Below are 19166 nucleotides of genomic sequence, written 5' to 3'. Positions count from 1 at the left end.
GATGCCCTCGGCATGGTAGGCCGTTGACATGACAACGACACCGGAACGCTTCGGCCGCGGATCGGGTCTGTTCCGCCGCAAGCCCGTCGAGGACATCGCCGACGAGAGCGAGAGCGGCCTCACCCGCTCGCTCGGACTCTGGCAGCTCACCGCCATCGGCATCGGCGGCATCATCGGCGCCGGCATCTTCGCCCTCGCCGGGGCGGTCGCCCACGAGACGGCCGGCCCGGCCGTGCTCATCTCGTTCCTCATCGCCGGCGTCGCCAGCGCCGCCGCGGCCCTGTCCTACGCCGAGTTCGCCGGCATGATCCCCAAGGCCGGATCCGCCTACACGTACGGCTACGTCGTGCTGGGCGAGGTCGTCGGCTGGTTCATCGGCTGGGACCTGCTTCTCGAGTACACGGCCATCGTCGCGGTCGTGGCGATCGGCATCTCCGGCTACTTCGGGTTCCTCATGTCGGAGATCGGCGTCGACCTGCCGAACTGGATGCTCGGTGCGCCCGGGACCGGCGACGGCCACGTGGTGGACCTGTTCGCCGTGCTGCTGTGCCTGCTCATCGCGTACCTGCTGAACCGGGGGATCCGCGCGGCCGCGCGCGCCGAGACGGCCGTGGTGGGCATCAAGATCGCGGTGGTCCTGCTCGTCGTCGTGGTCGGCTTCTTCCACGTCAAGACGGCCAACTACCGGCCGTTCTTCCCCTTCGGTGTCAGCGGCGCGATCACCGGCGCCGCCACGGTGTTCTTCGCGGTCTTCGGCTACGACGCCATGAGCACCGCGGCCGAGGAATCCCGCGACGCCAGCCGCCACCTGCCCCGGGCCATCGTCTACTCGCTGGCGGTCTCCATGGTCCTGTACGTGCTCGCCACCCTCGTGCTGACCGGCATGCAGAACTACCGGGACATCAACCCCACCAGCGGCTTCTCCTCGGCGTTCGCCTCGGTCGGCCTCTCCGGCCTCGCCGACGTCATCGCGGTCGGCGCCATCATCGGCATCCTCACCGTGATGTTCACGTTCATGCTCGGCGTCACCCGCGTCTGGTACGCCATGAGCCGCGACGGCCTGCTGCCCTCCTGGTTCGCCCGTCTCCACCCGGTGCGCCGCGTACCCTCCCGCGTGACCTGGATCGTCGGCGTGGCCTCGGGGGTCATCGCGGGCTTCCTGCCCATCCGCGAGGCGGCGGAACTGACGAACATCGGCATCCTGCTCGCGTTCATCGTGGTCTGCGTGGCGGTGATCGTGCTGCGCTACCGGCGCCCGGAGCTGCCCCGGACGTTCCGGCTGCCGGGCATGCCGGTGGTGCCGGCGCTGGGCGTGATCTTCTCGATCTGGCTGATCACGTTCCTGTCGCCGGTGACGTGGATCCGGTTCGTGGTGTGGTTCGTGCTGGGAGCGGTGGTCTACGCCACGTACGGCCGGCGTCATTCCCTTCTGAACCGTGACCGGTCCTGACCGCGCCGCCGCCTTCCGGCCGCCGGCGTGCACGCTGCGTCGTAGCCGCGACCACGGATAGCAGCTATGGTGGCCGGCATGCATGACGGGCGCGGCTTCGGCGGCGCCGGCTCGCGCTTCGCGCTGCCGGCGCTGGTCCTGTGGGCCGTCCTGATGGCCGCCCTGGCCACCGCACGCGACGCAGGACTGTGCATCGTCTTCCGGCTGACCCGCCGGGCGATCCCCGGCTGCGTTCCCGCGTGGTCGGCGGACCGGGCCCCGCCGGCGCGGGCGACGACCATCTGAAGCCGCCCGCTGCGCAGCGTCCGCCGTGACGCTGCCCCTTGGCCTGGGAGAACCATGCCGACCTTCGTTCATCCACCGTGCTCCCGCACGCCCGCCGCGCTCCGGTCCGTCACGAGGGGGCGACGGGCATGCTGACCGCCGGCGCGTACGCCCGCCCCGGCGTACGCCATCGACTCGCCCTTGATCTGGGTACTTCCACCGTCCGGCTGTGGACCGCGGCGACCGGCGAGGTGCTCGCCGAACCCGCCGTCCTCTGCCGGCCGGGCAGCGGCCGGCACGTCGCGGGCCGGGCGGCGCTGACCGCCCGGCCCGGGGCTGCCCGGACCTGGCCCGTGCGCGACGGCGTCGTACGCGACTTCTTCGCCTGCGTCCATCTGCTCCGGCTGCTCGCCGCCGACCTCGGCCTGCCGCCGGACGAGGCGTTCCCCCTGCTCGTCGGCGTGCCCGCGACCGCGACCCTGCGGCAGCGCAACGTCCTGGTCGCCGCGGTCCGCCGGGCGCTCGGCGGACGGGTGGTCGCGGTGGAGGAACCCCTGGCGGCGGCGCTGGCCTGCCGCCCCGACCCGGGAGGCGACGATCTGATCGTCGTGGACATCGGATCCGGGCGTACCGAGGTGGCCCGGATCCGCGACCGCAGCGTGGCCGCGGCCGAGCGCGTCGAGCACGACGACCCCGTCGACCGGATCCTGCCGATCGCCGACTCCGTGCGCCGGCTCAGCGGCCCCGGTTCCGCCCTCCGGCCCGGCGCCGGCGTCCGCCGGCTGATCATCACGGGCGGTGGCGCGGCGGCGCCCGGGGTCGCCGCCCGGCTGGCCGCGCTGACCGGCCTGTCGGTGACCATGCCGGCCGACCCGCCGATGGCCACCCTCACCGGCCTGCGCCGGCTGCTCACCGGCTGACGCCGGTCCGTCCAGGATATCCGCCTCATTGCCGGTGACCGGCAACCACGGGCGACGACGTTGACTGGTCGGACGGATGTCCGGATTTCCGGCCACCGGCAAGACTTGAGTCTCCGGTAGTCGTAGAAGGAGGTATGTGATGAGCGCGCCCGTGGTTGTCGGCTTCGACGGTTCGGCGGCATCGGAGGCCGCCGTGCGGCACGGGGCGCGGGAGGCCGCGCTGCGAGGAACCGAGCTGAGCATCGTGTACGCGTTCGGATGGGTCATCGTCCCGCCGCCGATGTATCCGCCGTACGACGAGATCCTGCGCGGGCCACGAGCCGCGCTGCTGGACCTGCTCGCCCGCACGGCCCACGACGTACGGCAGGAATGGCCGGACCTCACCGTGACGACCCGGCTGGTCGACGGGTCACCCGGCGCGATCCTGACCGCCTACTCGCGCGACGCCGCGCTGCTGGTGGTCGGCCATCGCGGCATCGGTGGCTTCGCCGGCCTGCTCGCCGGTTCGACGGCCACGCAGGTCGCCGCTCACGCCGCCTCCCCGGTCACCGTCGTACGCGACGCCGAACGGCACGACGACGCCGTGATCGTGGTCGGTATGGACGGCTCGGCACACGCGCTCACCGCCGCCGAGGCCGCCTTCGCGGACGCCCGCCGCCACGACGCCGAGCTGGTGATCGTCACGCACGAGGGGTCGCGTACGGGCATCGAGCCGGGCGTCGTCGACGGGCAGGCCGAAGCGCTCAGCCGGCGCTACAGCGACGTCAAGTACCGCCACGAGGCCGCCGAGGGTGACACGACGGCGACCGCCCTGATCGACGCCGCGGACCGCCTGGGCGCCGCGATGATCGTCGTCGGCTCGCGCGGCCGCGGCGGCTTCCGCGGCCTGATCGCCGGCTCGACGTCCCGCGCCCTCATCGAACACGCCGACCGACCGGTCACAGTGGTGCCCGTCAACAGCGCCGGCCCGGAATCGAAGGAGCAGGAACGATGACCACCACCGTACGGCCGGTCGCCGACAAGGTCCCGCTTCCGCGCCCGGCGCCCGGCGCCACCAAACCCGACGACCCCGACATCGTGGACGTCTGGGGCCGGGACTCCTTTCCCGCCAGCGACCCGCCCGCCAACTGGTAGACGTCAGCCGAAGGAGTTGCCATGACAGCACCGGGAATCGTCGTCGGGGCCAACGGATCCGCCACCAGCACGGCCGCCGTCCGCTGGGCGGCGGCCGAGGCGCAACTGCGCGGGGTCGGGCTGGACGTCGTGGTCGCGTACCAGTGGCGGATCCCGGGCCGCAGCTTCGCGTCCCGCGGCGAACTCGTCCGCACCACCGGCGCGCACGTCAGGGAGATCCTCGACGCCGCCGTGAACGAGGCGCGGTCGAGCGCTGAGGGCGTACCCGTCAGGGGCGCCGCCATCGTCGGCGACCCGGTGCCGGTGCTCCTCGAGGCGGCCACCGACGCGGACCTGCTCGTCGTCGGCGGCCGCGGCCGGGGGAGCCCCGGACCGCTGCTCAGCCCGGTGACCACTCAGCTGGCCGCGTACGCACCCTCCTCGGTCGCCGTGGTGCGCCCGGGCTGGAGCAGCGACCGCCGTACGGTCGTCGTCGGCGTCACCGAGTCGCCCGGAGCGTCGACGACCATGGGTACGGCGTTCGAGGAAGCGAACCTGCGCCGGCCCGCGACGCTGCTGGCCGTGACCGCGCAGACCGGACCGGATCGCGTGCTCGACCAATTGGCGCCGTGGCGGGGCAAGTACCCCGAGGTTCCGGTCGTCTGCCATGTGGCGTCCGGGGAGCCGGGCGCCGTCCTGGTGGAGAAGTCACGCGAAGCCGGCCTGCTCGTCGTCGGCGCGGGCAGCCACCAGGACTTCGAGGGGCTGCGTCTGGGCCCGATCCGGTTGCACCTGCTGCACCATGCCGAGTGTCCGGTGCTGATCGCTCGCGATCGGCGGTGACGTCGGGGCGGGTTGTCCGGGGCGGTGCCGGCTTCTAGATGCCCACGTCCTGAACCGTGCGGGAGAGCACGCAGAACTCGTTGCCCTCGGGGTCGGCGAGCACCACCCACGTCGAGTCCGGATCCTGACCGACATCGGCGTGGGTGGCGCCCAGGGCGAGGAGCCGGTCGACCTCCTGGGCGGCCGTGGTGCCGTCCGCGCGCAGGTCGAGGTGGAGGCGGTTCTTCACGGTCTTGCGCTCCGGAACGGGCACGACGTCGATGGTGGGCCAGGCGGAATCGGCCGGGCCGATGGTGACGATGCCGTCGCTCTCGTCGAGGACCGTCCACCCGAGCACGGCGATCCAGAAGTCGGCGACCCGGCGGGGGTCCAGGGCGTCGATGGCGATCGTGGCTATGCGGCTGGTCATGTCCTCTGTCTAGCACCCCGATCGGTGTGCGGCTGAGTCCGCTCGTTCTGCCGGCGCGGCCTTGTGCCGGAGGCCTTTCGTGCCGGGTGGGCTTTGTGCCGGCGGTCTTTCGTGCCGGGTGGGCTTTCGTGCCGGCGGCCTTTCGTGCCGGCGGCCTTTCGTGCCGGCGGCCTTTCGTGCCGGCGGGCTTTCGTGCCGGCGCGGCTTCGTGCCGGAAACCGTATGAGGTCGGTAAGGAGTTGATCTCTTCCGTCGTGAGGCCCCGCCCGGTTGACTCGTTCACGTGATCCGACGACTTCTCCACAGACCCACGACCTGGCTGGTGATCGCCGTGCTCGGCGCCGGCGCCGTGGCCGGCCTGTTCTGGTTCCAGCCGTGGCGGCTCGTCACCGACACCACCGTGGCCGACCAGCTCTCCACCGCCGATGCGCCGACGCCGGCCCCGGCGGCGTCGTCACCCTCGGGCTCGTCCGCCGCGGCACCCCCTGCCGGACCGGTCGTGGTGCGCAAGGGAACCTTCGTCAGCCACGAACACGACACCACGGGCGCCGCCCGCCTCGTCCGCAACGGCGACGGCACCCACCAGCTCGAGCTCGTCGGCCTCGACACGTCGGACGGGCCGGACCTGAGAGTCTGGCTGACCGACCAGCAGGCGATCACCGGCCCCGACGCCTGGAGCGTCTTCGACGACGGCCGCCACGTCGAGCTCGGCCGCCTCAAGGGAAACCGCGGCAACCAGGTCTACCCGGTGCCGGCCGACGTGAAGCTGGACAACTACCGAAGCATCAGCATCTGGTGCAAACGCTTCTCCGTCTCCTTCGGCGCGGCGCTCCTCCAGTAATCGCCACGCTGTGCGGATCGCGCCGCTCTGTGCCGCATCGGCTCCACGGCTTCGCCATGCTGTGCCGCTTCGCGACAAGCCATGCGCTTCACCTCGAGCTGCGGGGCACGCGTCGCGCTCCGCGCCTGCGTCGTGTTGTGCGGTTTCGCGTCAGCCTCGCGTGGCGCTTGGCTTCGCGTCGCGTTGTGCTTGGCGTCGCGTTGTGCTTGGCGTCGCGTTGTGCTTGGCGTCGCGTGGTGCTTGGCTGCGCGTCGCGTTGTGGCGGTCTGCGCCTTGCGTGGTGCTGTTGGGCTCCGCGTCGCGCTGTGCGGTTTCGCGTCAGGCTCTGCGCTTCACGTTGTGCGTCGCGTCGCGTCGCGTTGTGGTCGCGTCGCGTTGTGCGTCGCGTTGTGGTGCGTCGCGTCGCGTCGCGCTCTGCGCCTTGCGTCGTGCTGTTGGGTTTCGCGTCGCGCTGTGGGGCTTTGCGTCGCGCTCTGCGCCTCTCGTCTTGTTGTGCAGCCTCGCGTTGCGTTGGCGCTATCGCGTGGCATGGCAGGTGAACGTGGGCAGCGGCCTTGCGGTCGAAGCGGGTTTTGATGCGGCCGCTCGGCATAGATGCAGCGGTTTCTCCCTGCCGGGGCGGGAGCGGATCCGCTCCCGCCCCCGTTGCGGCTTGCCGGGTGCGCCAGGGTGCCGTCGCCGGGCCGGCTGCCCGTTGCTCGTCGGGCGTCAGGCTGCGAGGAGCTCGAGCGTGTCGATCACCCGGTTGGAGAAGCCCCACTCGTTGTCGTACCAGGCGACCACCTTGACGTGGCGGCCGTCGGCCCGGGTGAGGGCCGAGTCGAAGATGGCCGATGCCGGGTTGCCGGTGATGTCCGAGGACACCAGCGGGTCGTCGGAGTATTCGAGGATGCCGGCGAGCGGGCCCTGCGCCGCCACCCGGTACGCCGTCAGGATCTCGTCGAGGGTCACGTCGCGGGAGACGGTGGTGTTGAGTTCGACGAGGGAGCCGACCGGGACCGGGACGCGGATCGAGTCGCCCGACAGTTTGCCGTCGAGCTTGGGCAGGACCAGGCCGATGGCCTTGGCGGCGCCCGTCGTGGTCGGCACGATGTTGACCGCAGCCGCGCGGGCGCGGCGGGGGTCGCGGTGCGGGCCGTCCTGCAAATTCTGTTCCTGCGTGTACGCGTGCACCGTCGTCATGAAGCCGTGCTCGATGCCGGCGAGCTGGTCGAGCACCGCGGCCAGCGGGGCCAGCGCGTTCGTCGTGCACGAGGCGTTCGAGACGATCGTGTGCCGGCCGGGGTCGTACGCGTCGGTGTTGATGCCGTACGCGAGGGTGACGTCGGCGCCGTCGGACGGGGCTCCGACGAGGACCTTGCGGGCGCCCGCGTCCAGGTGGGCGCGGGCGGCCTTGGCGGATGTGAAACGGCCGGTGGCCTCCAGGACGACGTCGACGCCGAGCTGCGCCCACGGCAGCCGGGCCGGGTCACGCTCGGCGAGCACCGTGATGCGGCGGCCGTCCACGACGAGGGCGTCACCGTCGGCCGTCACCGGACGCCCCAGCCGCCCGGCCGTCGTGTCGTACGCGAGCAGCCGCGCCAGGGCGACGGGCTCGGTGAGATCGTTGACCGCGACGACCTCCAGCTTGCTGTCCCGGTCGAGCAGGGCACGCAGGACGTTGCGTCCGATGCGGCCGAATCCGTTGATCGCGATACGAGTCATGCCCCCAGATTCGCGTCCGCCGCCCCGCCCGGGACAGCGGCGTGCGCGCCACGGTTCGCAAGGATCGCGCCACCCCACAGGAACGACGGGCGACGGGCGGCAGCCGCCGGTGGGAGGTGCTGCCGCTGCCCGCTGCCCGCTGCTGCCCGCCGCCGCCGTCGTCCGCGCCCGCGCTCGCCGTCGCCCGCGCTCGCCGTCGCCCGCGCCCGCCGTCGGCCGCCGGCCGACCCGCCGCGGCCCGCGTCCGCTGCGCGCTGGTCCGCTGCCCGCCGTCGCCCGCGCCCGCCGGCCGACCCGCCGCGGCCCGCGTCCGCTGCGCGCTGGTCCGCTGCCCGCCGTCGCCCGCGCCCGCCGGCCGACCCGCCGCGGCCCGCCTCCGCTGCGCGCTGGTCCGCTGCCCGCCGCCGCCGGCCCGCCGAGCGACGGGCACGGCGCGCCGGTGAGGCGAGGGCCGCGGCAGGGCGTCGGCTGCAGGCCCCGCTCCGGCACGGTGGCTCGGCGCTCCGGGATGGGCCTCAGACGCCGTTGAAAGCGGCCGGCATGGTGGTATTCGGCCTGCTGGGTCACGCTTTCGTGGTCAGCCTTCGGGTGCGCGACTGTCGGGTATCTGGCCGCTCGCCGGCCGCGGATATGCGATCTTGCGGTATGCACCTGCACCGTACCGTCGCTCCCGGGGTGGCCGCGCTGTTCGCCCTGTCGCTGCTCGCCGCCGGCTGTCAGAAGTCGCCGGCCGAATCGACCCCGACAAAGGCTCCGTCCGTGCCATCCGCAGCTGTCTCGGCCGCGACGCCCGCGGGGGGCGGGGACGAGACTCCGGCCACCTCCGCGACGACGCCGGCCACCTCGGGTACGAAGCCCGTGGCGGCCGGGACTCAGGCCGCGATCGGGGACGGGCGGTGGCCCGCGTACGTGACCGCGGTCAGCGAGGGGACGCTGACCATGGATCTCGTGGAGTTTCTGACCGGTGACAAGGCCGCGAAGGAGTGGAAGAAGCGGTACCCCGGCGAGAGCGACGAGACGCCGCCGAACGACTACTTCATCGTCAACGACAACAAGAAGACGCGGACCCTGCCGCTGGCCTCGAAGGTGCCGGTGCTGGTGACCGACGGCGACGCGACCGCGGACACCGAGGTGGGCGTGGCCGGGCTGAAGAAGCGGCTCGAGCACACGCTCTACTGGCTGACCGTGAAGGGCGGCAAGGTCGTGAAGGTCCAGGAACAGTTCCTTCCATAGTGACCGCCGAGCGGCCGACCGGCGAGCGCACGACCGCGCCGACCGCCGCGCGCACCGACCGCGCCGACCGCCGAGCGCACCGCCCGCGCCGACCGCCGAGCGCGCCGACCGCCGAGCGCGCCGGTTGCCGAGCGCGCCGGTTCCGAGCGCGCCGGTTCCTCCGACCGCCGGCTGACGGTCACTCGCCGTTGGCGAAGGTGCGGCGGTATTCGCTCGGTGTTGTGCCGAGGATGCGCTGGAAGTGCAGACGCAGGTTCGCCCCCGTGCCCAGCCCGACGTCCGCGGCGATCTGCTCGATGCTGCGTTGCGACCGTTCGAGCAGTTCGCGGGCCATGTCGATGCGGGCGCGCAGCACCCACTGCATCGGCGTGTGGCCGGTGTCCTCGACGAAGCGGCGGGAGAACGTCCGGGGGGAGACCGCCGCGTGGCGGGCCAGGGTCTCCAGGGTGAGGGGTTTGCCGAGCCGGTGCAGCGCCCATTCGCGGGTGGCGGCGAAGCGTTCGCCCAGAGGCTCGGGGACGCTGCGGGGGACGTACTGGGCCTGGCCTCCGCTGCGGTAGGGGGCGGCCACCAGCCGGCGGGCCGCGTGGTTCGATGCGGCCACGCCCAGGTCGCCGCGGAGGATGTGCAGGCACAGGTCGATGCCGGAGGCCGCCCCCGCCGAGGTGAGGACGCCGCCCTCGTCGACGAACAGGACGTTCTCGTCGACCCGGATGCCGGGGTGTTTCGCGGCGAGGGCGCGGGTGTAGTGCCAGTGGGTCGTGGCCCGCTTGCCGTCCAGCAGGCCCGTGGCGGCCAGCGCGAACGCTCCGGTCGAGATGGCGGCGAGGCGGGTGCCGCGGGTGTGGGCGTCGATCAGCGCCGAGACGACGGCCGGGGGTGGGTCGTCGCGGTCCGGGAAGCGGTAGCCGGGGATGAAGACGATGTCGGCCCGGGTGAGCGCGTCGAGGCCGTCGGCGACGTGGTACGAGAGCCCGTCGCCGCCGGTGACGAGGCCGGGCGCCGGGCCGCACACCCGTACCTCGTACGGCATGCTCGCCCGGGTCGTGAACACCTGGGCCGGGATGCCCACGTCGAGGGGTTTGGCCCCCTCGAGCACGAGGACCGCGACACGGCGCAGGGAACGGGTGGACACGCACCCAGCGTAGGCACCGGTCAGGGACGGATCAGTTCCCAGTCGCCTTCGGAGATGACCTCGGCCGCGCCGTCGACGACCTTGATGGCGGTGTTGTCGTCGATCGCGTAGGTCGGGACCGGGATGCCGGACGCCCACGTCCGGATGGCGGACAGCTGGGCGTCCGCCATGTCCGGGTGGTTGAGGTGCGGGTACAGCGTGAAATCGACCAGTCCCAGCGCCCGGTCCGCGCCCTGCGCCATGTCGCTGCCGTCGGGCACGAAGCCGAGGTTGAATTCGGCGTCGCAGTTGTACGGGGTGACCGCGATGCTCCCGGCGCTCACCCCGACGTAGACCGTGTCGTTCAGCGACGGCAGGAGATCTGCCAGCCCCGACCGGCGCAGCCAGTGGGTCAGATAGAGCACGTCGCCGCCCCAGACGAGGAGGGCGTCGGCCTCGCGGACCGCCGGGACCCAGTTCTCTTCCCGGATGGTCGGCAGCGCGGTGAGCTCCAACAACCCCAGCGACTTCCAGCCCAGCCGGCACAGCGGGATCGTGGCGTGGCCGTGAATGGCCGTCCACGCCCGGTGCGCCCCGCCGGGGAAGGCGTAGACGCCGGTGGGAATGAACAGGGCCGTGGCCTGGTCGACCGGCTTGCCCAGCAGGTCGACGAGCGCGTCGGCGATGCTCGGGTTGCTGATGCCTGACGACGTGAGAAGGAACCGCATGACGCGAGGATATTCTCCGTCACTCCGGAGGAGGGGCCGGCGGACCGGCCCCTCCCATGCCGGCGGGTGGGATCAGGCCGGTTCGATCCAGAGGTTGCGGTAGCGCACGTTCGCCCCGGGGTCGCCGTGGTCCTGCAGGCGGATCGGTGCGTACGCCGGTCCCTCCGCGGCCCCGTTGCCCGTCGGTCCGTCGATCTCGACGTTGTTGTGCACGGTGGTGCCGTTCCACACCACGGTGACGCGGGCGTTCTCCGTCTTCGTCGAGCCGTTGTAGCGCGCCGCGCGGAACGTCACGTCGTACGTCTGCCAGGTCTCCGGCGCCGTGCCCGCGTTCGAGGACGGCGCCCGTTTCTGGTAGATCGCCGCGCACTCGTCGTTGGCGAGGGCGGCCTTGCCGTACGTGTCGAGCACCTGCAGCTCGTATCGGTCCTGCAGGTAGATGCCGCTGTTGGCCCGTTGCTGGCCGGTCACGTCGGCGGGCAGGTTGGGCAGCCAGAACTCGGCGTGCAGTTTGAAGTCCCCGTACGTCTGCTTGGTCCGCAGGTCGCCGCCGAGCACCTCGGCCGAGCCGCCGGAGACGGGCCACGTCGGCGCGCTGCCGTCGGCGTTCTGGAAGGCGCCCAGGGTGCCGCCGTCGAACAGGGTGACCCGGCTCGTGCCGTTGTGGGTCCAGCGTTGCTGGGCGACGTCCGCCCACGTCCAGATCTGGACCTGGGTGCCGTCCGCGGTGGCGCCGCCCGCCACGTCGAGCACCTTGCCGGAGGCCGGGTTGAGCAGCGAGCCGTTGGCCTGCTGCTGCCAGACCTGCGCGGCGCTGTTGTTGCAGGTGTACAGCTGCACCTTGGTGCCGTCGGCGGTGCCGGCGTTGTCGATGTCGAGGCACTTGCCGAGCGCCCGCAGCGTGTCGCCGTCGCGGGTCCAGCTCTGCGCGGACGAGGTGTTGCAGGTGTAGATCTGCACCTTCGTCTTGTCGGCGTTGCTGCCGCCGGCGACGTCGAGGCACTTCCCGCCGATGCCGGTGACGGTGCCGGTACGGGCAGTGCCGGGGGTGGAACCGGCGGAACCGACGGTCAGGTTGTCGAGGTTGACGTGGCCCACGTCGCCACTGTCCACCCTGTACGCGATGGTGTTGCCGCCGGCCCGCAGCGTCACCGTGTCGGCCTTGGTGGCCCAGGTGTCCCAGTTGCCGGTGTCGGCGAGGCTGATCTGGCGTACCTTGCTGCCGTTGACGTAGAGGCTCACGGTCTTCGCGCCCGCCGACGGGTTGGGGCCGTTGCTGAAGCGCAGCGAGACCGGGTACGAGCCGGCCGCCGGCACGTTGACGCTGAACGTGGCCGCCGCGCCCGCGTTGCCGAAGCCGGCGACGAAACCCGACCCGGTGTAGCCGGTGTGGTCGGTCGCCACGCCCGCGCCGCCGCTGAGGCCGGAGTTCTCCGCCTCGACCTGATCCGTCTTCAGCGTGGTGCCGTCGACGAGGCTGTTGAGCGTGTACCAGGCCTCGGTGCTCCACAGCGACGCCCCGGACGCCGAGGTGAACGGCCGCGGCGAGCGGACGTGCACGACCCGGCCCGGCTTGAGCCCGTTCAGCGTGAGGGTCACCTTCAGGCGGTCCGCCGAGAGGGTCGCCGACGCGACCGGCAGCGTCTCCTCGTCCACCTTCGGTCCGCCGTACGCCGGGGTCGGCACGTAGCGCCACTGCTCGGCCCGGTAGCGGGCGGCCAGCTGCGCGGCGGTGTCGGTGGACACCGGCTGGGTGTACTCGAGCTCGAAGCCGCCCGGCACGGCCCGCATCGCCTTGATGTCGAAGACGCTGGTGCCGTTGGGCGTCAGCTTCTGCAGGCCGTACGTGAGCTTGCCCTCCTGGCCCCAGTTGCCGCCCGCGCCGAGCCCGCCGACGTAGAGCGCCCCGTCCGGGCCGAGGCTCGTGCGCAGCACGCCCATCTCGAGGCCCTGGGTCATGCGGAAGACCGCGCCCTGGTACTGGCCGTTGATCTTCTCCAGGTAGGCGCGCTGGATTCCGCCGTACGTGACATCGCCGAAGATCATCTGACCCGCGTACGGGCCGGAGTCGAGCATCAGCGGGGTGCTCGGCGAGTTGGCGATCTCGTTCTGCGGCAGCCACAGCACCGGCTGGGTGACCGGCTGGCCGTCGAACGGGCCGTCGGGGTCGGTGTAGTGGCCGAAGAACCGGTCCTGCTTGATCTGCACGAGCTTGGAGGCGGGCAGCCAGCCGCCCTGGTTGTCGGTGACGAAGGCGTCGCCGTCGGGTCCCCAGCCGATGCCGTCGGGGGTCCGCAGGCCGCCGGCGACGTACTGGACCGCGCCGGTGGACCGGTTGATCTTCAGGCTGGTGCCGCGGTTCGCCGAGCCCTGCGGCACCGTGGTCGCGCCGCCGAGGTCGATCGAGACGGACAGGTTCAGGTAGAAGTACCCGTCCTTGTAGAGCAGGCCGAACGCGAACTCGTGGAAGTTGCCGTCGAAGGGCCACGTGGCGACCCGGCGGTACTGGTCGATGACGCCGTCGCCGTTGGTGTCGTTGAGCTCGGTCAGCTCGGTCTTCTGCGACACGTAGATCTTTCCGTCGACGATCTTCAGCCCCATCGGCTCGCGCAGGCCGGTGGCGATCCGCTTGTACGTGACCTGGCTCGGCGACGTCGCGCCGGTGACGCCGCTGAGGACGTACACCTCTCCGGCGACCGTGTCGCTGCCGCCCCAGGTGGCGATCGCGAGGCGCCCGTCCGGGAACCAGTCCATGGCGCTGACCTGCGGCTGGAAGCCGCTGGGGCGCAGGTTGGTGAGGGTGTAGCCGGGGTGCACCGAGGTCAGTGGCAGCCCGTCGCCGGGGGAGTCGCCCGAGGCCTCGCACTCCTTGCGGCCCGGTGCGGTCACCCGGACCACGCCGGCGTCGGTGCTCAGCGCCGAGGCCGGCACGACCGTGAAGGAGCCGGTGCCCGGCGGTTGCCACTCGAGGGTGAGCTGCTGGCCGCCGTCGCGCTCGAAGAAGTCGGCGTGCAGGGCGTGGTAACCGGTGGTCAGGCTGACGGTGCCGGTCACGGCGGTGGGTCCGTGTGCGCCGTCGTTGTTGATCACTGTCGCGCCGTCGATCTGCAGCCGGGAGCCGTCGTCGCTGGTGAGGCGGAACGCGTACGACCCGGCGGTGGCGACGTTCAGGTTGGCGATGACCTCGGACTGGAAGTGGTCCTCGAGCCCGAAGTCGGCGGCAGTGGTCCAGTTGATCGTCGGCAGGAGTTTGTCGACGTTCGGGGTCTGGCCCGTCTTCAGCGTGCAGATCGCGTCCCGGGACGTCTGCAGGTCGTACGTCCGCAGCGTGACGCCGGGCTCCTGCGGGGGAACGGCGGCCGGGGAGGGGGTGGCGGTGAGCAGGCTGCCGAGGACGGCGGCGCAGGACAACACCGAGAGCGGGAACAGTCTTCTCATCGAGCGCTCCAAAGGCAGCGACGAGTATCAATGGCGTCACGTTAGGACTCTTTCCTGTAACAGTCCATAACTTCGCTGCAATCAGTGAGAACTTCTGTCTTCCTGTGCAAAAGTCCGAGTCCATGCGACGGGCGGTACCCGCCGCTCGCCGACGACGGTAAGGTCGCGAAGATGACCGGCACGGAGACCTACGCGGCCGGCCCGGTGGGCACGACCGACGTCCGGGACACCGCGCGGTCCGCCAGTTGGGCGCCGGTCACCCGGTCGAAGTGGGAGTTCACCGGCCGCGAGGTCATCCTCGCCGAGCCGGGGGAGCAACGCCCCGGCCCCCGCCGCCCCTTCGAGTACGCGATCCTGACCGCGGGGCCGCCCATGTCCTCGGTGGAGATCCGCGCCGACGTCCGCCTCGACGAACCGGTGGAGATCACCGACCGGGACGTCGTCATCGTCTTCGGCTACCGCTCGGACACGGAGTTCTACTACGTCCACCTGTCGACGGACAACACGATCTACCCGCACAACGGCATCTTCAAGGTGGACAACGCCGACCGCGAACGCATCGACCACCAGTGGAACGGCCGCTCGCGCGGTGCAAATCCCGCGGTGGTGGACGCCGACTGGCACTCCGTACGGGTCCGGCACCTGCCGGCCACGGGTGAGATCGCGGTGTACGTGGACGGTGCGGGGGATCCGCTGATGACGGCCCGGGACACCACCTTCGGGTCGGGACGGGCCGGGTTCGGCTCGTTCGACAACATCGGCCGCACCCGCGGCTTCCGGGTGACGGGCACACCGGCCGCCTGACCGAGGCACGGGGGACGAGGTGACGCTGCTGCACGAGGCGGCGGCGGCCGGCACCCGGAGGTCCTGGCCGCGCCGGGTGCGGCTGCCGGAGCGCGACTGCCGGTCAGACCGCGTCGGCCCGGTAGAGGACCACCTGATCCGGGTGCACGCGCGGGCACGCCACCCCGGCCCGCTCCAGCGCCGCGCCGGTGAGCACCTGCCCCGAGCGGTCCGCGCCCCACCAGCGCGGTGGGATCAGGCCGGACGGTTCGCGGCCGACGGTCACCGGCCGGAGGCGGTAGCGACGGTCCGGGCCGAGGCCGCGGAAGCGCAGCCGGGCCGCCGGGTCGGGCAGGATGCTGTCCGTCACCGCCATGGCGATCAGCGCGCGGGACCGGTCCGGCGCCACGACGCCGTGCACGAGGATCCGGTCGTCATAGCCGTCCATCCGGATCAGGTCGCCGGCGAGCAGGAGGCCGCGTTCCTGTTTGTGGAAGGCGATCCATTGGGTCAGGTCGGCCAGTTCCGCGTCGGTGGCCCCGGCGAGGTCCCACTCGATGCCGAGGTGGCCGAAGATCGCGGTCGCGGCGCGGTAGCCGAGGTCGTGGTGGCGTCCGGTGACGTGGGAGCGGCCCGAGGCGATGTGCGCGCCGAGGAACTCCGGCGGCACGAGCTGGGTGGTCCACCGCAGCATCCGCTGGCGGTCGTGCGGATCGATGCTGTCCGAGACCCAGACCCGGTCGGTGCGTTCCAGCACGGCCAGGTCCACCCGGGCGCCGCCGGACGAGCACGACTCGATCTCCAGGTCCGGGTACGCGGCCCGCAGCTCGTCCAGGAGCCGGTAGAAGGCCAGCGTCTGCGCGTGCACGCCCGGGCGGCCCCGGCGGGTGCGGTCGCCGGCCTCCACCAGGTCGCGGTTGTGGTCCCACTTCACGTAGCTGATCGCGTACTCGTCGAGGATCGCGACCATCTGGGACTTCACGTGCTCGTACGCCTCCGGGATCGCGAGGTTGAGCACCTGCTGGTGGCGGGACTCGACCGGCCACTCCGGGCGCGCTGCCATGATCCAGTCGGGGTGGGCGCGGGCGACGCCGGAGTCGGGGTTGACCATCTCGGGCTCGAACCACAGGCCGAACTGCATGCCGAGCTCGCGGACCCGGTCGACGAGCGGGTGCAGCCCGGCCGGCCACACGTCGCGCGACACCACCCAGTCGCCGAGCCCGGACCGGTCGTCGCGCCGCGAGGAGAACCAGCCGTCGTCGAGGACGTACCGTTCCACGCCGAGGGCGGCGGCCCGCTCGGCCAGGTCGAGCAACCGATCGGCGTCCTGATCGAAGTAGACCGCCTCCCACACGTTCAGCGTCACCGGCCGCTGCGCCGGGACGGGACGCTCGCGGGCGCGCAGATGCCGGTGGAAGCGGTGGGCGACGTCGTCGAGGCCGCGGCCGTACGCGGCGTAGACCCACGGGCTCTCGTACGCCTCGCCGGCCGCCAGCCGTACCTCGCCCGGCAGCAGCAGCTCGCCGCCGCCGATCAGCCGTTCCCCGGTGAAGACCTGCTCGGCGTAGTGCACGTGGTTGCCGCTCCACGCCGTGTGCACCGCCCACACATCGCCTCCGGCGAACCCGAACCCCGCCGTGCCGGCGTGCAGGAGGTACGCGCTGTCCGCGCCGGTGCGGCCCTTGCGGTTCTCGCGTACGTGCGTGCCGAAGCCGAAGGGACCGCGCTGGGGCACGCGCTCCAGGGTGTGCCGGCCGCCGAAGTCCAGCAGCTCGGCCGCCTCGGGCGGTACGGGCAACGCCAGCACCAGGTCGTCCACCCCGTACGGCTCCGGGGCGAGGTTGCGCACGGCAGCGCGTACCCGGAGAAGGCCCGGCGGCAGCATCTCCAGGACGACCCGCAGCTCCAGGCGGCCGGCGTCGTCGGCCGCCAGAACCTCCAGCCGGCCCGCGCCGGCCGCGGTGAACCCGGTGACCGGCACCCCGTCGAGCATCACCGACGTCGTGGTGAAGGCGGGCGACCAGTCCACCCCCGCGAAGGAACCGCTGAGCCCGGGCCGGCCCAGCCAGCCGGTGCGGTGCTCGGGCAGCAACGCCACCCGCGGGCGCTGCTCGGCGTCGTTCGGCCCGGCCACCGGGACCGCCGTGGCGATCAGCGCCGCGGCCAGCTCCGCGTCCAGCCCGGGCAGCTCCGGGCCCCAGTACGTGACCCCCGGCAGCTCGCGCCGGCCCAGGTCGACGAGAACCGTCACCCCGCCCGCGGTGAGGGCCACGGCCACCGAGTTCTCCATCACGGGCAGCATGCGGGGGTGGTACGGCCCCGTCAAGTGACGCGGCGGGGTGGCGGGCGGAGACCCTGGGCGTCCACACTGGAGCGACATGCCGTCCGATCCGGGAGCGTGCCGAGATGGGTCTGTCCGTCCTGGTGGTGGGAGGCGGGATCGCCGGGCTGGCGCACGCGGTCGCCGCCCGCCGAGCCGGCCATCACGCCGAGGTGCTCGAGATCCGGCCGGGCTGGGAGGTGGCCGGCTGGGGCCTGAGCCTGACCGGTCCCGCGCTGCGGGCGCTGCGCACCCTCGGCCTCGCCGGCGCCTGCGCCGACGCCGGCCACCCCATCCACCGCACGGTGCACTGCGACGCGGCCGGCGTCGTCCGCGCCGTGGTCGAGCCGCCGAGCGTGCTCGGTCCCCGGCAGCCGGTCGAGGTCGGCATCGGCCGCCCGGCGCTGCACCGCATCCTGCGCGAGGCGGCCACCAGCCTCGGCGCCACGCTGCGCACCGGCGTGTCGGTCGCCTCGCTGTGCCACGACGACGGGCGGGCGACGGCACGGCTCAGCGACGGCAGCGCCCGTACGCCCGACTACGTCGTCGGCGCCGACGGCATCCGGTCCCGGACCCGCGCCCAGCTCGGCCTGGACGCCGAGCCCCGGTACGCCGGCCAGATGGTCTGGCGCGCCCTCATCGAGCGCCCCGACTGGGCCACCGACGTGCACATCTTCGCCGGGTCCAGCGGCACCACCGGGGTCATCCCGATCTCCGCGCGGCAGGCGTACGTCTTCCTGACCGAGAGCGCCGTCGAAGCCCGGCCCGCCCCCGAGAGCGAGCTGGCCGGGCGGATGCGCGACCTGCTCGCCCCCTTCGGCGGCCGGTTCGCCGAGGTCCGCGACACCATCACCGAACCGGCCCAGGTCGTCCGCCGCCCGGTGCACACGCTCTTCCTGACCGGTCCCTGGCACGCCGGGCTCGGTGTGCTCGCCGGGGACGCCGCGCACGCGCCCTCGCCGCAGATGGTCAGCGGCGCGGCCCTGGCCATCGAGGACGCGGTCGTGCTCGCCGCCGAGGTCACCGCCGGGCCGGACGCGCTGCCGGAGGCGTTCATGGCGTACCAGCGCCGCCGGCACGAGCGGGCGCGGGCCGTCGTGGAGACCTCCGTGGAGATCGGCCGCCGCGAGCGGCAGGGCCGCCACGATGAGGTGCGCGCGCTGCATCAGAGCGGGCACGCCGCCATGGCTGAGCCGATCTGAGGCGTACGCGCTCAGCCGTGCCGCGACGGATCGGACAGGCTCGCGGTGACCCCGGCGGCGGTGAGGTCCCGGCAGATCCGGGCCATCGTGGCCGGATCCACCGGGAAGTCCTCGCGGATCCAGCGGACGAGCACGCCGGCCAGGGCGCTGCCGTGATACTCCGCGACGATCGCCGCGGGACAGCGCGTGCCGACCTCGTCGAGATGTGCGTGCAGGCTCTCGACCAGCGTCCGGTGCAGATACCGCGTGGCGACCGTCTCGCCGCGGCGCCCGCACATGGCCCGGTAGAGGGCCCGGTGGCGGTGGGCGTGCTCGAACACCACCCGTACGGGACTGTCCGGCTGCACGTGCCGGCCGCCCGCGGCCAGCCCGTCGAGCTCCCGGCGGAGGTCCTCGCCCACGCCGTCGACCTGTCGCCGCAGATGATCGAGCACGCCCGGGCCGCCGGTGCCGGGACCGACGTCGCGTACGCCGTCGCGGACGTCGCCCGCCTGCCGTTCGAGGACGCGACGTTCGACCTGATCGTGTCGTCGCTGAGCCAGCACCACTGGGCCGACGTGCCCGGGGCCGTCCGCGACCTGCGCCGGGTGCTGCGCCCCGGTGGCCGGCTCTGGATCTACGACGTCCGGTGGATGCTGCGGGGCGCGACCCGGGAGGTGCGGGCCGCCTTCGGCGCCGATGCGGTACGCCGCGACGTCGTCCGACGGTTCGTGGCCCGGTTGAGCGCGACCGTGCCGGGGCCGTTGTCCACAGGTTCGTCGTCCGGCTGAGCACCGGGGCACCGGGATGGGGAATCATCGGGGC

The 19166-nt window shown here is 72.7% G+C and carries 18 protein-coding genes; 11 read left to right on the top strand and 7 right to left on the bottom strand.

Annotation, left to right across the window (positions count from 1 at the left end):
* Window positions 1-28 precede the first annotated feature (28 nt).
* The 6 genes from COUCH_RS25240 to COUCH_RS25215 all read left to right on the top strand — a co-directional run bounded on the left by COUCH_RS25240 (window position 29) and on the right by COUCH_RS25215 (window position 4590).
* Entirely contained in the window at window positions 29-1450 is a 1422-nt protein-coding gene (locus COUCH_RS25240; protein ID WP_249607683.1) for an amino acid permease, read from the top strand.
* A 78-nt stretch (window positions 1451-1528) separates the two neighbouring features.
* Window positions 1529-1735, top strand: a complete 207-nt coding sequence (locus COUCH_RS25235) for a hypothetical protein (protein ID WP_249607682.1) — start codon at window positions 1529-1531, stop codon at window positions 1733-1735.
* 128 nt (window positions 1736-1863) lie between these two features.
* On the top strand, window positions 1864-2634 hold the full coding sequence (locus tag COUCH_RS25230; RefSeq protein WP_249607681.1) for a rod shape-determining protein: 771 nt from the start codon (window positions 1864-1866) through the stop codon (window positions 2632-2634).
* A gap of 139 nt (window positions 2635-2773) precedes the next feature.
* Window positions 2774-3628: a universal stress protein gene (locus COUCH_RS25225; RefSeq protein ID WP_249607680.1), complete on the top strand. Its 855-nt coding sequence runs from the start codon at window positions 2774-2776 to the stop codon at window positions 3626-3628.
* A complete protein-coding gene (locus COUCH_RS25220; protein WP_249607679.1) occupies window positions 3625-3768 on the top strand; it encodes a hypothetical protein in 144 nt (47 codons plus the stop codon). Before COUCH_RS25225 ends, COUCH_RS25220 begins: the two co-directional genes overlap by 4 nt.
* Before the next feature lie 21 nt (window positions 3769-3789).
* A complete protein-coding gene (locus COUCH_RS25215) occupies window positions 3790-4590 on the top strand; it encodes a universal stress protein (RefSeq protein WP_249607678.1) in 801 nt (266 codons plus the stop codon).
* Window positions 4591-4624: 34 nt separating this feature from the next.
* On the opposite strand, the gene COUCH_RS25210 is transcribed toward COUCH_RS25215, so the two are convergent.
* Window positions 4625-4999, bottom strand: a complete 375-nt coding sequence (locus COUCH_RS25210; RefSeq protein WP_249607677.1) for a VOC family protein — start codon at window positions 4997-4999, stop codon at window positions 4625-4627.
* 283 nt (window positions 5000-5282) lie between these two features.
* Between COUCH_RS25210 and COUCH_RS25205 the strand changes: the two genes are divergently transcribed.
* Window positions 5283-5840 carry a DM13 domain-containing protein gene (locus COUCH_RS25205; protein WP_249607676.1) on the top strand — a complete coding sequence of 186 codons (558 nt, stop codon included), beginning with the start codon at window positions 5283-5285 and terminating at the stop codon, window positions 5838-5840.
* A gap of 708 nt (window positions 5841-6548) precedes the next feature.
* Here COUCH_RS25205 and gap read toward each other — a convergent pair.
* The gene (gene gap, locus COUCH_RS25200) at window positions 6549-7544 is read right to left on the bottom strand and encodes a type I glyceraldehyde-3-phosphate dehydrogenase (protein ID WP_249607675.1); all 996 of its coding nucleotides are present in this window, start codon (window positions 7542-7544) and stop codon (window positions 6549-6551) included.
* Window positions 7545-8189: 645 nt separating this feature from the next.
* On the opposite strand from gap, the gene COUCH_RS25195 reads away from it, so the two are divergent.
* The gene (locus tag COUCH_RS25195; RefSeq protein WP_249607674.1) at window positions 8190-8777 is read left to right on the top strand and encodes a hypothetical protein; all 588 of its coding nucleotides are present in this window, start codon (window positions 8190-8192) and stop codon (window positions 8775-8777) included.
* A 178-nt stretch (window positions 8778-8955) separates the two neighbouring features.
* Here COUCH_RS25195 and COUCH_RS25190 read toward each other — a convergent pair whose 3' ends face one another.
* The 3 genes from COUCH_RS25190 to COUCH_RS25180 all read right to left on the bottom strand — a co-directional run bounded on the left by COUCH_RS25190 (window position 8956) and on the right by COUCH_RS25180 (window position 14057).
* Window positions 8956-9912 carry a GlxA family transcriptional regulator gene (locus COUCH_RS25190; protein WP_249607673.1) on the bottom strand — a complete coding sequence of 319 codons (957 nt, stop codon included), beginning with the start codon at window positions 9910-9912 and terminating at the stop codon, window positions 8956-8958.
* 20 nt (window positions 9913-9932) lie between these two features.
* Window positions 9933-10619, bottom strand: a complete 687-nt coding sequence (locus COUCH_RS25185) for a Type 1 glutamine amidotransferase-like domain-containing protein (RefSeq protein ID WP_249607672.1) — start codon at window positions 10617-10619, stop codon at window positions 9933-9935.
* Window positions 10620-10691: 72 nt separating this feature from the next.
* Entirely contained in the window at window positions 10692-14057 is a 3366-nt protein-coding gene (locus COUCH_RS25180; RefSeq protein WP_249607671.1) for a family 16 glycoside hydrolase, read from the bottom strand.
* A 171-nt stretch (window positions 14058-14228) separates the two neighbouring features.
* Between COUCH_RS25180 and COUCH_RS25175 the strand changes: the two genes are divergently transcribed.
* Entirely contained in the window at window positions 14229-14861 is a 633-nt protein-coding gene (locus COUCH_RS25175) for a hypothetical protein (RefSeq protein ID WP_249607670.1), read from the top strand.
* A gap of 103 nt (window positions 14862-14964) precedes the next feature.
* Here the strand turns inward: COUCH_RS25175 and COUCH_RS25170 are convergent, their stop codons facing one another.
* A complete protein-coding gene (locus COUCH_RS25170; protein ID WP_249607669.1) occupies window positions 14965-17142 on the bottom strand; it encodes an alpha-galactosidase in 2178 nt (725 codons plus the stop codon).
* Window positions 17143-17246: 104 nt separating this feature from the next.
* Here COUCH_RS25170 and COUCH_RS25165 point away from each other — a divergent pair, with 104 nt between their 5' ends.
* The gene (locus COUCH_RS25165) at window positions 17247-18362 is read left to right on the top strand and encodes an FAD-dependent monooxygenase (RefSeq protein ID WP_249607668.1); all 1116 of its coding nucleotides are present in this window, start codon (window positions 17247-17249) and stop codon (window positions 18360-18362) included.
* A gap of 11 nt (window positions 18363-18373) precedes the next feature.
* On the opposite strand, the gene COUCH_RS25160 is transcribed toward COUCH_RS25165, so the two are convergent.
* Window positions 18374-18763, bottom strand: a complete 390-nt coding sequence (locus tag COUCH_RS25160; RefSeq protein ID WP_249607667.1) for a TetR-like C-terminal domain-containing protein — start codon at window positions 18761-18763, stop codon at window positions 18374-18376.
* On the opposite strand from COUCH_RS25160, the gene COUCH_RS25155 reads away from it, so the two are divergent.
* The gene (locus COUCH_RS25155) at window positions 18659-19132 is read left to right on the top strand and encodes a class I SAM-dependent methyltransferase (RefSeq protein WP_275979977.1); all 474 of its coding nucleotides are present in this window, start codon (window positions 18659-18661) and stop codon (window positions 19130-19132) included. The two genes, COUCH_RS25160 and COUCH_RS25155, sit on opposite strands and share 105 nt — an antisense overlap.
* Window positions 19133-19166 lie beyond the last annotated feature (34 nt).

Origin of the sequence: Couchioplanes caeruleus (assembly GCF_023499255.1) — a bacterium.
In the GTDB taxonomy this organism is placed as follows: Bacteria; Actinomycetota; Actinomycetes; order Mycobacteriales; family Micromonosporaceae; genus Actinoplanes; species Actinoplanes caeruleus_A.
The sequence above is the reverse complement of the archived record's forward strand: the minus strand, read 5'-3'. Positions and strand labels throughout refer to the sequence as shown.